Annotated in this window: 12 protein-coding genes; 1 reads left to right on the top strand and 11 read right to left on the bottom strand. The window is 38.8% G+C overall.

Annotation, left to right across the window (positions count from 1 at the left end; translation table 11 throughout):
- Positions 1 to 10 precede the first annotated feature (10 nt).
- The 11 genes from F606_RS0104810 to F606_RS0104760 form a co-directional block, all read right to left on the bottom strand.
- Positions 11 to 508: an NADH-quinone oxidoreductase subunit NuoE family protein gene (locus tag F606_RS0104810; protein WP_019552744.1), complete on the bottom strand. Its 498-nt coding sequence runs from the start codon at positions 506 to 508 to the stop codon at positions 11 to 13.
- A gap of 140 nt (positions 509 to 648) precedes the next feature.
- On the bottom strand, positions 649 to 1,602 hold the full coding sequence (locus F606_RS0104805) for a 3-hydroxyacyl-CoA dehydrogenase family protein (RefSeq protein WP_019552743.1): 954 nt from the start codon (positions 1,600 to 1,602) through the stop codon (positions 649 to 651).
- 34 nt (positions 1,603 to 1,636) lie between these two features.
- Positions 1,637 to 3,025 (bottom strand): short-chain fatty acid transporter, encoded by a 1,389-nt coding sequence (locus F606_RS0104800; RefSeq protein WP_019552742.1) that lies wholly within the window; start codon positions 3,023 to 3,025, stop codon positions 1,637 to 1,639.
- A gap of 190 nt (positions 3,026 to 3,215) precedes the next feature.
- Complete coding sequence (locus tag F606_RS0104795; RefSeq protein ID WP_019552741.1) at positions 3,216 to 3,503, bottom strand: ferredoxin family protein; 288 nt, start codon at positions 3,501 to 3,503, stop codon at positions 3,216 to 3,218.
- Entirely contained in the window at positions 3,500 to 4,783 is a 1,284-nt protein-coding gene (locus tag F606_RS0104790; RefSeq protein WP_019552740.1) for an FAD-dependent oxidoreductase, read from the bottom strand. Before F606_RS0104790 ends, F606_RS0104795 begins: the two co-directional genes overlap by 4 nt.
- A gap of 25 nt (positions 4,784 to 4,808) precedes the next feature.
- Positions 4,809 to 5,744, bottom strand: a complete 936-nt coding sequence (locus F606_RS0104785) for an electron transfer flavoprotein subunit alpha/FixB family protein (RefSeq protein WP_019552739.1) — start codon at positions 5,742 to 5,744, stop codon at positions 4,809 to 4,811.
- A gap of 11 nt (positions 5,745 to 5,755) precedes the next feature.
- Complete coding sequence (locus tag F606_RS0104780) at positions 5,756 to 6,535, bottom strand: electron transfer flavoprotein subunit beta/FixA family protein (protein WP_019552738.1); 780 nt, start codon at positions 6,533 to 6,535, stop codon at positions 5,756 to 5,758.
- 80 nt (positions 6,536 to 6,615) lie between these two features.
- Positions 6,616 to 7,404, bottom strand: coding sequence for an enoyl-CoA hydratase-related protein (locus F606_RS0104775; RefSeq protein WP_019552737.1), 789 nt, complete (start codon positions 7,402 to 7,404; stop codon positions 6,616 to 6,618).
- A 14-nt stretch (positions 7,405 to 7,418) separates the two neighbouring features.
- The gene (locus F606_RS0104770; protein WP_019552736.1) at positions 7,419 to 8,978 is read right to left on the bottom strand and encodes an acyl CoA:acetate/3-ketoacid CoA transferase; all 1,560 of its coding nucleotides are present in this window, start codon (positions 8,976 to 8,978) and stop codon (positions 7,419 to 7,421) included.
- Positions 8,979 to 9,011: 33 nt separating this feature from the next.
- The gene (locus tag F606_RS0104765) at positions 9,012 to 10,151 is read right to left on the bottom strand and encodes an acyl-CoA dehydrogenase (RefSeq protein WP_019552735.1); all 1,140 of its coding nucleotides are present in this window, start codon (positions 10,149 to 10,151) and stop codon (positions 9,012 to 9,014) included.
- Positions 10,152 to 10,491: 340 nt separating this feature from the next.
- Positions 10,492 to 12,543, bottom strand: a complete 2,052-nt coding sequence (locus tag F606_RS0104760) for a sigma-54-dependent Fis family transcriptional regulator (protein ID WP_019552734.1) — start codon at positions 12,541 to 12,543, stop codon at positions 10,492 to 10,494.
- A gap of 290 nt (positions 12,544 to 12,833) precedes the next feature.
- Here F606_RS0104760 and F606_RS0104755 point away from each other — a divergent pair, with 290 nt between their 5' ends.
- A complete protein-coding gene (locus F606_RS0104755; RefSeq protein WP_019552733.1) occupies positions 12,834 to 13,730 on the top strand; it encodes a PhzF family isomerase in 897 nt (298 codons plus the stop codon).
- Positions 13,731 to 13,869 lie beyond the last annotated feature (139 nt).

The following is a 13,869-nucleotide window of genomic DNA, read 5'->3' as shown; positions in this document are numbered from 1 at the left end:
TTTTATCTCCTCACACAAGTTCTTGAAGCATTGCTTTTATTTTTTCTTCATTGTTTAAATTACCATATACTTTTCCATTTACCTTGACCGCTGGAGCCACATCGCAGGCACCAAAACAAGGTACCATTTCAATAATAAATTTACCATCTGCAGTTGCTTGATCGATTTCTACCTTTAAAATTTTTTTCAGATCCATCGCTAACCGTTCCTCTTTTTTCACTTTACAAACAATGCTATTACAAATTTGCAAGGGGTACTCGGCTCTGGCTTTACTATAGATTGAGCTATAAAAAGTGATACAATCGTAAATATTGGTAATTTTTACATTAAGTTTTTGTGCTAAATAATAAGCTATTTCTTCTGGAATATAATGTTTAGGTATAATTTGCTGTATATCCAATAAAATTCCGATCAAATGCGATGCATCATATTGATAGTTACTTAAAATTCCATCAATTTGCCGTGCTAATTCTCTTGTTAATACTCTTTCCAGTATATTTTCTGGCATAAAAATAACCCCCTCAAATCCCATTTGAAATTCCACCGACTCTAAATTTTCTTGATATATTAAAAGACAGTACATCACCCCTCAACTACCAAGGATATGACATACTGTCTTTCTACGAAAAGTGATTGTACATTCTAAAATCAGAACGTCATGATTTTATCTTTTTGTAACCATTCAATTAAAATATTTTCTCGAGTCTTCTTGATTTTTTGCAACCCGTCCGGCGTCCAGTCATAAAGTCCCGTACCGGTTTTTGCTCCAAGATTTCCTTCCTTCATTGCTTTCTTTAATAGTTCAGAAGGTTCTTTTACATCGCATAAATCAGCGTACAAATAAGCTGCTATATTATGAAAAATATCCAACCCACCCAGATCTGCTGTTTCCAATGGTCCCGTTGTTGACAGGCGGCGACCAATGCTATATTTTACAGCCGTATCAACGGCTTCTTGTGTTGCAATCCCTGATTCAACAATGTATAAGGCTTCACGCAGTAAGGCGAGCTGCAAACGATTGCCAATAAAGCCAAGTGCTTCGCGTTTTAATGCTACTGGTTTCTTGCCAATTTTCTCAATTAATTTCCAGGTCACATCCACCGTTTCTTGTGAAGTATATTTCCCAGGTACAATTTCCACCAACGGTACCAGATGGGGTGGATTCCAGAAATGAGCAACGACAAATTTATCTTTTCTTGTTAATGCTTCCGCAATCTCAGTTGGACTGAGTCCTGAGGTATTTGTTGCAAAAATGGTATCAGGACCGCTTAAGCTTTCAACTTTTTTCCATACTTCTCTTTTTATAGCCAAATCCTCGGCAATCGATTCTATAACAAAATCCGCATTTTGGACTGCTTCTTCGATGGTTGTACAACCTTTAATTCTGCCTAAAATCTCTGGTATTTCTTCTTCTGTTACCAATTGATTTTCTTTATATGTTTCCAATGTAGCTTTTATACTGTGAAAGCCTCGCTCAATACTCGCGTCAGAGCGTCCAAACATCCGCACAGTATACCCCTTTTTAGCAAATAGCAGCGCTGTACCAAATCCCATAGTTCCCGTTCCTAAGTTACAAATATTTTTAATATCTTCCGTTTTCATAAAATGACCTCTTTCCTTTATCTTTTTATTTTCTTTATAGTGCAAATGGGATAAAAGTTAACCCTAAAACCATGATAATGCCCAAAACAATAAATGCAACAAATGAATAGCCAACAAAATCTTTAAATTCAAGCCCCGCTACGGCCATAAATGGTACTGCGAAAAACGGTTGAATTAATGCCACTAAATCTCCACCAAACATATACGCTATAATTGTTTTTGCATCCGGAACCCCTAATGCCTGACCTGCCGGAATAAGAAATGGTGCCTCTATAACCCATTTACTTCCACCAGACGGGATAAAATATCCGATTCCTGCCGTCAGTACTGCCGCAATTGCGGGAAAAGTGAACTCTGTGCTAAAACTGATAACCCATTGTGAAAGAGTATCCACCAAGCCAGTGTATTTCATAATACCAAATATACCAGCATAAAATGGAAACTGTAAAATAACGCCCCACGATGCCGATGTAGAGGCCTTAATTGCTTTAATTAAATCAGCTGGTTTTTTGTACAAAAAGATAATTAACATCAAAAAGATAAAATTCAGCACATTAATATCAAGCGATTTGCCCAGTTCAACAAAATGATAATACAGATATACTAAAAACATGATACCAATAATATAAGAAAACCATGGTGTATAGGTAAACCATTCACTTGGTGTGGTTATTTTTTTATTTTGAACGACTTCAACCTTTTCATCAATTGCCAAATCAGGCCTTAAATCCGCAAACGTTTTAATTTTGCCAGCGTCGGTTGGCAGCAACACTTTCCAAAATAATATGACAATTGCCAGCACGGAAATACCAAGTAAAATTAAAGTATATGGATGAAAAATGGTTTGTGTGATTGGAATAATGCCAATTTCTTTCACCATAAAATGATTTGCAGTAGCAACCAACAGCGGTGCCGACCCGGAAAGTCCCATATGCCAAATATAAAATGCTGTCCAGCTGGCGCCGCATAAACAACGATAATCAACTAAAATCCCTTTCTTGGCTGCCTGTCTGGCTAATTCTTTTGTAATGAGTGCTGCAAAAACCAAGCCAAACCCCCAATTAAGATAATAACCAATGGAAGAAATAATAACTGCCCACACATAAAACTGCGGTGCTGTGCTCGGCTTATTACAAACACCAGCAATTAAATTTTTACAAAGAGGTGTTGTCGCCAAAGCATATCCCGTAATAACAATTAACGACATTTGCATCGAAAATTCTAGTAGTGTCCAGAACCCTTTTCCCCATGCCTGTACGATTTGATATGGATTATTTGGTGTAAAAATCGCCGCAAGTCCAAAGGCTACAACACTTAAAACAAGAGCAATAACATACGAATCCGGAACCCAGCGCTCCGCAAATTCCGTAAAATAGTCTGTTATCTTTTTTTTGCCTGATTGATTTAGATCATGACTGCTCATACAAAATCCATCTCCCTATCTTTCTGTTTGTTACCATTAGCTGAAAATTCTGTTACTATTATTGAAACATATTATTATAATTGAATGGTATCGAATTTTTTTCTAGTGCAGCATCCACCCTACAAAATCAATATATCTATTGTAACAATATAACGCAGACACTACACTAAATCTTTGTACTATTTTTGAATCAACCAAATCGAAATGATACGCCAAAAGTCCCTGCTGGATATTTCCATTGTTTAAGCTGATGGCACATGATTCTGCACGTGCCGCATTCGAGGCATCCCGCGTAATCAAAAAGGACTTCACCTTTATCATTTAATTTGTAAAGCCCGGCTGGGCAAACGACCAGACAAGGTTTATCATTGCAAACAGCACAAGCCGTTTTATCCAGCACAATATGCGCATTTTCTTCATCTACCGTAAATTTATCCAAACCTAATAGTTCATCTGTTCCTTGCTTTTGTACTGTCATAGTGCCTTAAACCCCTTCCATGCATCCGCCAAAACCTGGCCAATGCCAACATGTTTTCTCAAAATCTGCAGCATTGATTTATCCATGCGTTTGGGAAGTTTACCATCAACATAAAACAATGACCCTATCATTTCGTTGGCCAAATCCGGATACACAGAAGACATACGAGGCAGCCCCGTAATTTGCGGCCAGCCAGCAAATAACTGCATAGTTGAAATGAGCTGCAACTCATTTAATTCTTTCATATAAAGCTGCCCGACATCTGCTGGTGCAGCAGCTTTCAAAACAGCACGAGCTGCTGCTACACCACTAACAATAGCCAAATCAATGCCTCGTATCATTGTCCCGGTATTTATGACAAATCCAGCAGCATCCCCCACCATCAAAAAGCCATCACGGTATAATTTTTCTGGCACACTGTTCCATCCGTTTTCCGGTACAAGGTGAGCACTATATTCTACTGTTGTTCCATCTTTAATCAATGGATAAATGGCAGGATGCATCTTAAAATCTTGATATATATCAGCAATAGAACGTTCTTGTGCCGCAAGAGATGCCGGGCTTAAGACAACCCCCAATGAAATAGTGTCCTTATTTGTATACAAACAGCCCCCGCCCATTACAGAATCTGTGCCACCAAGAATGGCTCGTGCAACGCCTTCATCCGGTTCAACATTAAACCGCTGTTGTATTGTTTCCGGATCTAATTCGATGACTTCTTTTACCCCAATACCGACCTCATGTCCATTCCATTCCTTCTTCAACCCAGCCTGCCTTGCCATAGACGAATTAACACCATCGGCTGCTATGACAAGATCCGCATACATTTCGTCACCACCAGCTTTTACGCCAACAATTTTACCATCTTTTTCGATCAGTTCATCTACCAAGATACCAGCCGCAATCATTGCTCCTTGTTCTTCGGCCTTGCCAGCAAACCATTCATCAAATGGTGCCCGTAAAATCGTGTAAGACTGCGGCATGCGTTCTTCCATATTTGTCCCGGCGAAATAATCCATTGTAAGACCCGTTTTATCAGAGAGCATCATAATTTGTTCTCGCACAACAGCACGTTCTAATACGGCCTCTTTATACAAATTAGATTCAACTAATTCCAAAGCATACGTATACAGACGACCACCCGTGACATTTTTACTACCAGCTGTATCACCGCGTTCAATCATTAAAACCGACTTGCCCTCACGAGCCAGAATATATGCACAGGCACTCCCTGCCGGACCGGCGCCAACGATAATAACATCAAATTTTTCATCTTCCATTTTTCACATCTCCCCGGTCACTAACTTATTTCCCCAATTTTTCAATAAGCTTTGGTACAATTTCATATAAATCACCGACAATACCATAATCAGCTGCAGAAAAAATTGGTGCTTTTTCATTTTTATCAATTGCAACAATAATTCTTGCATCACGTGCACCGACAATATGCTGTACCTGCCCCGATATACCGATAGACAAATACAATTGAGGCTTTACCTTTTGCCCAGAAAGGCCAATATAAGATTCAGTCGGTAACCAATGATAATCTTCGGCGATGCTCCGTGAGCAGCCAATTTCTGCGCCAATTTTTTCTGCAAGGTCTTCCACTAGTTTCATATCGGATTGTGAACTAAGCCCACGGCCTACACAAATTATTTTTTCAGCATTTGCCAAATCTGCTCGTTCTCGAACAATAGGGCAAACACCACCAACAAGCACTGCATCATTGGACTGTGCTGTACAGGCAACCACATCACCGCTCCGCAGCGGATCTGCTGCAGCTTCCTCATAAGTCCGTGGATCAATGGTAACGATACAGCCTTCACTGAGTTCTTCCGTGCAAACAGCCAACCCGCCATACAGCATTCGTTTTGTTTCCAGCTTACGCTCAACGACCTCAATCGACATGGCGCTGTTTACCAAACCATGGCTATGCCAGGCAGCAATCCTTGCTGCAACATCCTTACCCCGCATTGTACCGCCAATCAGTACAAGCAACGGATTTTCTTTTGCAATACATTCGGCAATGGATTCGGCATAACTTTCCACCCATGGATTGCTGCCACTCAATGCAATAACTTTTTCTGCACCGCATGCGATCAAACCCGCTGTATCCGTTTCCGTTTCATTCAAAGCCAATGCCGTTACATTTACCTGCAATACATCCGCCAGACTGCGCCCAATATTCAACAATTGCTTTGTCACGGCTATATCTTCTGAATATACAAAAATCCCATTCATACTTCCACCCCCTATAACAGGCCTTCTTTTGTAAGACTTGCTATTAATGTATTTACTTTTTCATCAACCGTACCATCGGTATAAATTTCATTTTTACGATCCATAGCATATCCCTGAATTGATTTTATTTTATTTTTAGGGAGTGTATTCTCTGCAGCAAGATCTAAATCGACTAATTTAAATTCTTGAACAGGTTTTTTTGAAGCACCTAAAACTTGCTTCAATCCTGGAATACGAGGTTTGCATACTTCTGGCAACAGGGTAATAACTGCCGGAAGATTCACCGTTACATCTTCTGTGCAATCACCGATTTTCCGCGTAGCCATAACCTTCCCCTCTGAAATTTCTAATTTCGTTACAAACGTAACTACCGGGATTCCCAATAAAGCGGCAACACGCGGGCCAACCTGCTGACCATATGCATCAGAAGATCCTTCACCAAATAGAATTAAATCATATGTCCCTATTTTTTTGAGTGCTGCAGTCAGTACATTTGCTGTTACAAATCCATCTGCAATATCGGCTGCTACATCATTCACCCAATATCCTTTTACCGGACCACGCGATAAAGCATCCTTTAAGGACTGTTTTGCTTTCGCATTACCAAAAGTAAGTGCTGTTACCGTGACAGTATCATCTTTCTCTGCCTGAAGTACAGCTTCTTCAATGACATTTTTGTCATAGTCACTGATTTTCCCTTTAGCCCGACTCGTATCCAATAAAAGACTTCCCGGGACAATTTTTATATCTTGTTCATCTAATACCCATTTATAACAGGCAACTATATCCATGTGATTCAACTCCTCTGGCTTTGCTTGGCCACGATTATCAGAAAATACTGTTTTCAATGGCTGCAACAGCACTTTTTCTTTTAAAATTTTCCTGTAAAATTTGGTTTTGCTTTAGTAACAAAAGCGTTCATACCTTCCGTTTGATCCTCACCGCCAAAACACATACCAAAAATATAAGCTTCATAGGCCATAGCATTTGCCATAGACATTTCTGCACCACGATTAATTGCATCCTTAGCAAAACAAACTGCCGTCTGACTCTTTTTTATAATTGTCTGCGCTAAACTTTTAGCTTCTTCTAATAAACTTGCCAAAGGAACTACTTTTTGTACTAAACCGATTCTATACGCTTCATCTGCTTTAATCATATTGGCTGTATAAATAAGATATTTCGCCATACCACGCCCAACTAAACGGCTCATGCGCTGTGTTCCACCAAAGCCAGGGATAATACCCAATCCAACCTCAGGCTGCCCAAATTTTGCATTTTCTGCGGCAATTCGAATATCACAAGCCATTGCAATTTCACAGCCGCCGCCAAGGGCAAAACCATTAATTGCTGCAATCACTGGCTTTTCACACTGTTCTATTTTTAAGAAAGTCGTTTCACCTTTTTCCGCCCAGCGTCTTCCCTCATCCGCATTTAAATCTTTCATTTCTTTAATATCTGCACCAGCAACAAAAGATTTTTCACCAGCACCAGTAAGAATAATAACCTTTACGCTGTTATCTTGATTTAAATCTGTAAAGATATCATTAATTTCTGACATTAACTCATCATTCAAAGCATTCAAAGCTTGCGGCCGGTTCAGGGTCACGACTGCTGTTCCATTTTCTATTTCTACGATTGCATTATTATATTCTTTCATTTCCATCCACTCCTCTACGCATTTATCATATCAGCCGCCAGGCCCATGATTTTCTCTTTAAAAATTCTTTCATCCATAACTTTAAGATTTGCCGCCACTTTCACCTTAGCATCAATCTGCCCTAATATATCTTTTTGCAAATCCATACCTGGGGCAATCTCCGTTAATACAAGTCCATCATCCTGCAATTCAAAAACAGCTCTTTCCGTAATAAAGATCACGGGTTGGTGAATCGATTTTGCATATTCTGCACTAAACGTAATCTGCTCTACCTTTTGAACAAATTTTTTAGATCTGCCTTCTTGTTCAATAACCAGCTTGCCATCCTTTATTGTTTCCCTAAGTCCGCCTGCCGTTAAAGTTCCACAAAAAACAATTTTTTTTGCATTTTGCGAAATATTAATAAATCCACCGCAGCCGGGAATTTTCGGTCCAAACTTGCTGACATTTAGATTGCCAAAGCTATCAACCTGAGCAATGCCAAGACAAGTAACATCCAAATTCCCTCCATCATAAAAATCAAACATATCAGTCTGACAAATCATCGCTTCTGCATCTACTGTTGCGCCAAAGCTTGCCCCAGCAGCCGGTACTCCACCAAAGCCACCAGATTCAACTGTCATTGTCAACGTATCACCAAAGCCTTCTTCAGCAGCTACCGTTGCGATACCTTCCGGCATCCCGATACCCAGATTTGCCTTACAATGAGGCTTTAATTCCATGGCGGCCCTGCGGGCAATAACCTTGCGTTCTGTAAGTGGCAGTGGAACCACATTTCCTAATGGAAACTTGACTTCGCCTGTATAAGCAGGGTTGTAATATTCACCATTTGTTTGCAAAAATTTGTCTTTATCTCCCATAACTACATAATCAACTAGTACCCCTGGAATTTTTATATCCATCGGTTTCAAAGTTCCCTTTACCGCAATTCGTTCCACTTCCACAATGACAATACCACCATTTGCCTTTGCTGCTCCAGCAATAGCAAAAGCTTCTGTTATCACAGACTCACGTTCCATCGTCAAATTTCCGTTTTCATCCGCTGTGCTTGCACGAATCAAAGCCACATCTGGTTTATACGCCTTATAAAACAAATACTCTTCTCCATCAATCGGCATCAGTTTTACAATGTCTTCTGTTGTTTTTTCATTAAGCTTGCCGCCTTCTAAGCGAGGATCAATAAAAGTCTTTAAACCAACCTTGCTCAGAACACCTGGTTTATTACCAGCCGCCGCACGCCAAAGATGCGCGACAATCCCCTGTGGAAGATTATATGCTTCCGTTTGATTTTTGGAAATCAATTCACCCAGGCGCGGTGCCAAACCATAATGACCACCAATAATTCGCTTAACCATTCCTGCATTTCCAAAGTGATTTGATCCTTTTGTTTTGCCATCACCAATGCCAGCACTAAATTGAATGGTCAAATTTTTAGGGTGTCCATTTTTTAAAAAACTTTCTTCACAGGCTGCCGTTAAAGTTTCAGGATGCGCACATCCAACAAACCCAGCCAAACCAACAAAAGAATCATCTTTGATCAGCTGTATCGCTGCTTCTTTCGTAATAATTTTCAACCTTATCACATCCTTATTTTCTTCAGCTATAAATTAGCGTAATAACGCTCCAGAAATAACCATTCGTTGTACTTCACTCGTACCTTCATACAATGAACAAATTTTTGCATCACGATAACAACGTTCTACCTTAAAATCCTTAATATACCCGTACCCGCCATGAACCTGAATTGCTTTTGTACAAACATAATCTGCTGTTTCCGCCGCAAATAATTTTGCCATGGCCGCTTCTTTACTAAAGGATTCCCCTCTGTCTTTTGCTGCAGCAGCATTATATACCAGCAAACGAGCAGCTTGTATCTGTGTTTCCATATCTGCCAGCATCCACTGAATAGCCTGTTTGGTAGCAATTGGTTTACCAAACTGAACTCTTTCCTTCGCAAACTTAACAGCCTCATCCAAAGCTCCCTGAGCAATGCCAATTGCTTGTGCAGCAACACCAACACGACCACCATCCAAAGTCTGCATGGCATACTTAAAGCCCTTGCCTTCTTCACCAATAAGGTTTTCTTTCGCTACATGACAGTCTTTAAAAATCAACTCAGTTGTCTGCGAACCACGAATTCCCATTTTATCTTCGTGCTTACCAATTTCAAAACCAGCCAATCCTTTTTCTACGACAAAAGCACTTAACCCCTTTATACCTTTCGATGGATCTGTTAAAGCAAAAATGATATAGACATCGGCTAGTCCACCATTTGTAATAAAGCATTTCGTACCATTCAATATATATTCATTATCCACCAATGACGCAGTACAAGTTCCAGATGCTGCATCCGTCCCTGCACCAGGTTCAGTCAATGCAAAAGCCCCTAATTTTTCACCTTTACATAAAGGAACTAGATATTTTTTTTTCAAATCTTCCGATCCCCATTTATAAATTGGCCATAATCCTAAAGAACAATGCGCGGAATAAATAATTCCCGTTGAAGCACATACTTTTGAAATTGCCTCTACGGCAAGCGTATAACTTAGATAATCTGCACCAGCTCCACCATATTCTTCTGGATAAGGCATCCCCATAAAATCATGTTTTGCCAATTGCTCAATTGTTTCTGCCGGATACCTGCCAGTCTTATCGATTTCTGCTGCAATTGGTTCACAGTACGCAGCAGCAAATTCTCTGGCACTTTGTTGTAATAAAGTTTGTTCTTCTGTAAGTTGAAAATCCATAATAAATCCCCCTACAATAATTTTTTATAACCGACACGTTTTTATATGACCCTGAACATTGAATTGAGTTTCCGTGTCATCTTTTATTAATGCAACTCACATGCCAAACCTTATCTTTTTATCAAATTAAATTATCAAAAAATATCAAAACATTGATGTTTAAAGGTTATTTTATTATAAAAAAAAGTTATGACTACTTTTTAAACCACACGTAATTCCGACACTTCAAACAAAAAAAGTGTCGGATCAACAGACAGCGATTGTCTATTCCGACACTTTCCCAACACTTTTAAAAATAAATACTCTTTCCATATAAGTTGCATTAAATATTATATATATCTCATATTTCATACTTCTTTAATTTTTCATATAATGTTGATCGATGAATCCCCAGCATTTTAGCGGCTAGTGCTTTATTTCCGTGTGTTTTATCCAAAGCAGACCGCAGCTGTGATGCCTCATCGATATTTTCATTTTCGAAATACTCACTCTTTTCTTTTTCCAAAACAAAGGCTGGAATATCCTTTACTTGAATGATCATGCTGCTAACGGTTGCCGCAATCTGTTCTAATACATTAATCAATTCGCGTATGTTTCCCGGCCATTTATATAAAAGCATTTTATCGATTGCTTCTTCTGAAAATTGCTTAATTGTTATATTTAAATTATTACAGATAACCGGCATCATCATTTCAATGATTTCACGAATATCTTCTTTCCGTTCCCGAAGTGGCGGAACTTTTAAATAAACGACATTTAAACGATAGTACAGATCTTCACGAAACAACCTTTTTTTTACTAAATCTTGTAAATTTTTATTTGTTGCAGCAATAAATCGTACATTACAAACATGGACATTTTCCCCGCCTACATGCTCGAATGTTTTATTCTGTATAACTCTAAGCAATTTCGCCTGCATAACCATTGGCATATCACCAATCTCATCCAAAAATAAAGTTCCACCCTCAGCAATTTCAAACTTACCTTTTTTCCCACCTTTCTTTGCCCCGGTAAAAGCCCCTTCATCATAGCCAAACAATTCTGATTCAAGTAAATCTGCGGGAATTGCCGCACAGTTAATTGCTACTAATTTATTATTATTTCTATTACTGGCATTATGAATGGCCTGGGCAAAAAGATCCTTACCCGTTCCACTCTCCCCTTGAATTAACACCGTTGTATCCGTTGCAGCTATTTTAGCTGCCAGACTTTTTACCTGGATCATATTCCTTGATTGCCCAATAATATTCTCAAAAGTCATCAATTTGGGCTGTAAATCATTACTCTTTATCCTTTTATTCGCCGGATTTTCTTCCATCAGTCTTTTATTTCTTTTTAATAATTGTTCAACCTCACTAATGTCTTTAAAAATCGCCTCGCCAATCGCACCAACCACTTTTCCATTTTTAAAAAATGGTACACGATCCGCAATAATTTGACGACCTTGCACGGATTGCATCGCATCCAGTTCAGGAATTCCTGTTTTCAATACAATATGCATCCTTGAATTTTCAACCGCCTCCTGCGCATTATGATTTAACAGCTTTTCACGGGGAATCCCCATTATTTCTTCATAGGCATCGTTAACAAAACGAATGATGTTATCCGTATCAACAATAATTAATCCTTGCTTCAAACTACTAAAGACTTGCTCCAATACTTCTGCTTTTGCCTCTAATTTAAGTAAATTTTCTTTTTCAAGCGTATTCTTGGGAAAGACATCCTGAATAATTACGACTGCACCAACAATTTTATAACCTTCACAAATAGGAGCTCGATTCACCGTCAATTTTTGTCCATTAATTTCGATAGTGGCACCTAATTCTTTTTTGCCCGTATGTACAACCTCCATAAGTCGTGTATTCGGAATAACATCATGGATAAATTTTCCCAAAGCACACTCTTGCGGTACACCAAGCAAACACGCGGCGACCGAATTAATCTGATTGATTATTCCATAGAGGTTAATGCCGATAACGCCGCTATATGATAATTCACTTAACTGCTGTACCGAATTCTTATATTTACTCAACTCTTTATAAAAGATTTCAACAAAATCCTGTCTGTTTAATAAACCTATGATTTTATCATCATAATCAACAACTGGTAGATGTGTGATCGGTATCTGCCAAGCTTCCTCCAGCGTATTGTCAGGATGCACGGTAACTACACTTTTGGTCATAATACACTCAATACTAATCGACGTTGGCAAATGATCCACCATTGTGTCAATAATGTCGGTTCTCGTTACAAGACCACATAGTTTTCCAGCTTCATCTAAAATGGGAACAGCTTCTAACTTGTACTTGTAAAATAAATTCACAACATCTTTTAATTTTGCTTTTTTGTTTAAAACATGAGGATTAGGCGTCATAAAATCTCGTACTAACATACCATTTTCTCTCCCTTACTTAAACATCATGCATTCCATTACAAATTTTATTTCAAATTCAAAATGCAGCTCTATTATTTTTTATAATCTATGTATATTTGTTAACATGTACATTTTAACAAATATAATGCATAATCAAAAGCATTTTATATCATAAATAAAATCTATCAAAAATAAAGCAAACTGCATTTTTATTATATCTCTAAATTTTCTTTTACTTATCCTAAATTTTGCACTATTATAACAGAAGAGAAATTCATAATTATTTGTTTTATAAGGAGACCTGTTCAATGAAAACCTATACCATCTATCAAGTTGATGCATTTACTACAGAAAAGTTCAAAGGAAACCCTGCCGGCGTTGTCACAAATGCTGATGGATTATCTGAACAAACAATGCAAAAGATTGCTCGCGAATTAAACAACTCGGAAACAGCCTTTATTTTCGCACCCGAAGATTCCTCACATGACGTCAAGCTTAGATATTTCACGCCAACGACCGAAGTTCCGTCTTGCGGTCATGCTACAATTGCCGCTCACTATGCTCGTGCCGTTGAAAAGCAGCTTCGCTCCTGCCAGCTCATACAAAAAATTGGCATTGGTCTTTTGCCCGTAGATATTATAAAAGCAAAGGATTATATCATCTGGATGACACAGGGAAAGATTGAGTTTTCTGAACTGTTTTCAGCCACAGAAGAAAAACAGCTATTGACCGCATTAGGCTTAACAAAAGCTGATATGGACCCACGCTGCCCAGCACAAATTGTTTCCACTGGGCACTCTAAAGTAATGATTGGCATCAAGTCACGTGCCAAGCTCAATGCACTATCTCCTGACATGGGTATGCTGCGTAATTTTAGTGCACAGATTGCCTGTAATGGATATTTTGTTTTTACGCTGGATGACACCCCTGAAATAGTAACCCATGGCAGAATGTTTGCCCCAGCAATTGGCATTGAAGAAGATCCGGTAACAGGCAATGCCAACGGTCCCCTCGGGGCCTACCTGGTTAAACACAAAATTGTAAAACATGACCATTCTATGTTTGTATTTACCGGAATACAAGGAGAAACCATTTTGCGTGAAGGCACAGTACATGTAAAAGTAAAAATCCAAAATAATGAACCAACGCAAGTGCAAATAGGCGGAACAGCAGTTATTGCTTTTAAAACACAAATAACACTATAAAAACCAGCTTGCATAAACTGCATTCCGTTATACAACGATGCATGTAATCCAGCAGATGATATGCTATAATATTTTCAGTAGTTTCCCATATAGCAAAAATCAGCCCCGCATCTATTATCAACAGATAAGGTCGTGTTAG

The sequence above is a fragment of the Propionispira raffinosivorans DSM 20765 genome, assembly GCF_000381065.1.
Classification (GTDB): Bacteria; Bacillota; Negativicutes; order Selenomonadales; family Selenomonadaceae; genus Propionispira; species Propionispira raffinosivorans.
This window is presented reverse-complemented; position numbering and strand designations above follow the sequence as displayed.

Excerpts from the sequence above, each read along its gene's own strand:
- F606_RS0104810 (WP_019552744.1), bottom strand. The coding sequence starts at position 508 with ATGCCAGAAAATATACTGGAAAGAGTATTAACAAGAGAATTAGCACGG.
- F606_RS0104805 (WP_019552743.1), bottom strand. The coding sequence starts at position 1,602 with ATGAAAACGGAAGATATTAAAAATATTTGTAACTTAGGAACGGGAACT.
- F606_RS0104800 (WP_019552742.1), bottom strand. The coding sequence starts at position 3,025 with ATGAGCAGTCATGATCTAAATCAATCAGGCAAAAAAAAGATAACAGAC.
- F606_RS0104795 (WP_019552741.1), bottom strand. The coding sequence starts at position 3,503 with ATGACAGTACAAAAGCAAGGAACAGATGAACTATTAGGTTTGGATAAA.
- F606_RS0104790 (WP_019552740.1), bottom strand. The coding sequence starts at position 4,783 with ATGGAAGATGAAAAATTTGATGTTATTATCGTTGGCGCCGGTCCGGCA.
- F606_RS0104785 (WP_019552739.1), bottom strand. The coding sequence starts at position 5,744 with ATGAATGGGATTTTTGTATATTCAGAAGATATAGCCGTGACAAAGCAA.
- F606_RS0104780 (WP_019552738.1), bottom strand. The coding sequence starts at position 6,535 with ATGGATATAGTTGCCTGTTATAAATGGGTATTAGATGAACAAGATATA.
- F606_RS0104775 (WP_019552737.1), bottom strand. The coding sequence starts at position 7,404 with ATGAAAGAATATAATAATGCAATCGTAGAAATAGAAAATGGAACAGCA.
- F606_RS0104765 (WP_019552735.1), bottom strand. The coding sequence starts at position 10,151 with ATGGATTTTCAACTTACAGAAGAACAAACTTTATTACAACAAAGTGCC.
- F606_RS0104760 (WP_019552734.1), bottom strand. The coding sequence starts at position 12,543 with ATGTTAGTACGAGATTTTATGACGCCTAATCCTCATGTTTTAAACAAA.
- F606_RS0104755 (WP_019552733.1), top strand. The coding sequence starts at position 12,834 with ATGAAAACCTATACCATCTATCAAGTTGATGCATTTACTACAGAAAAG.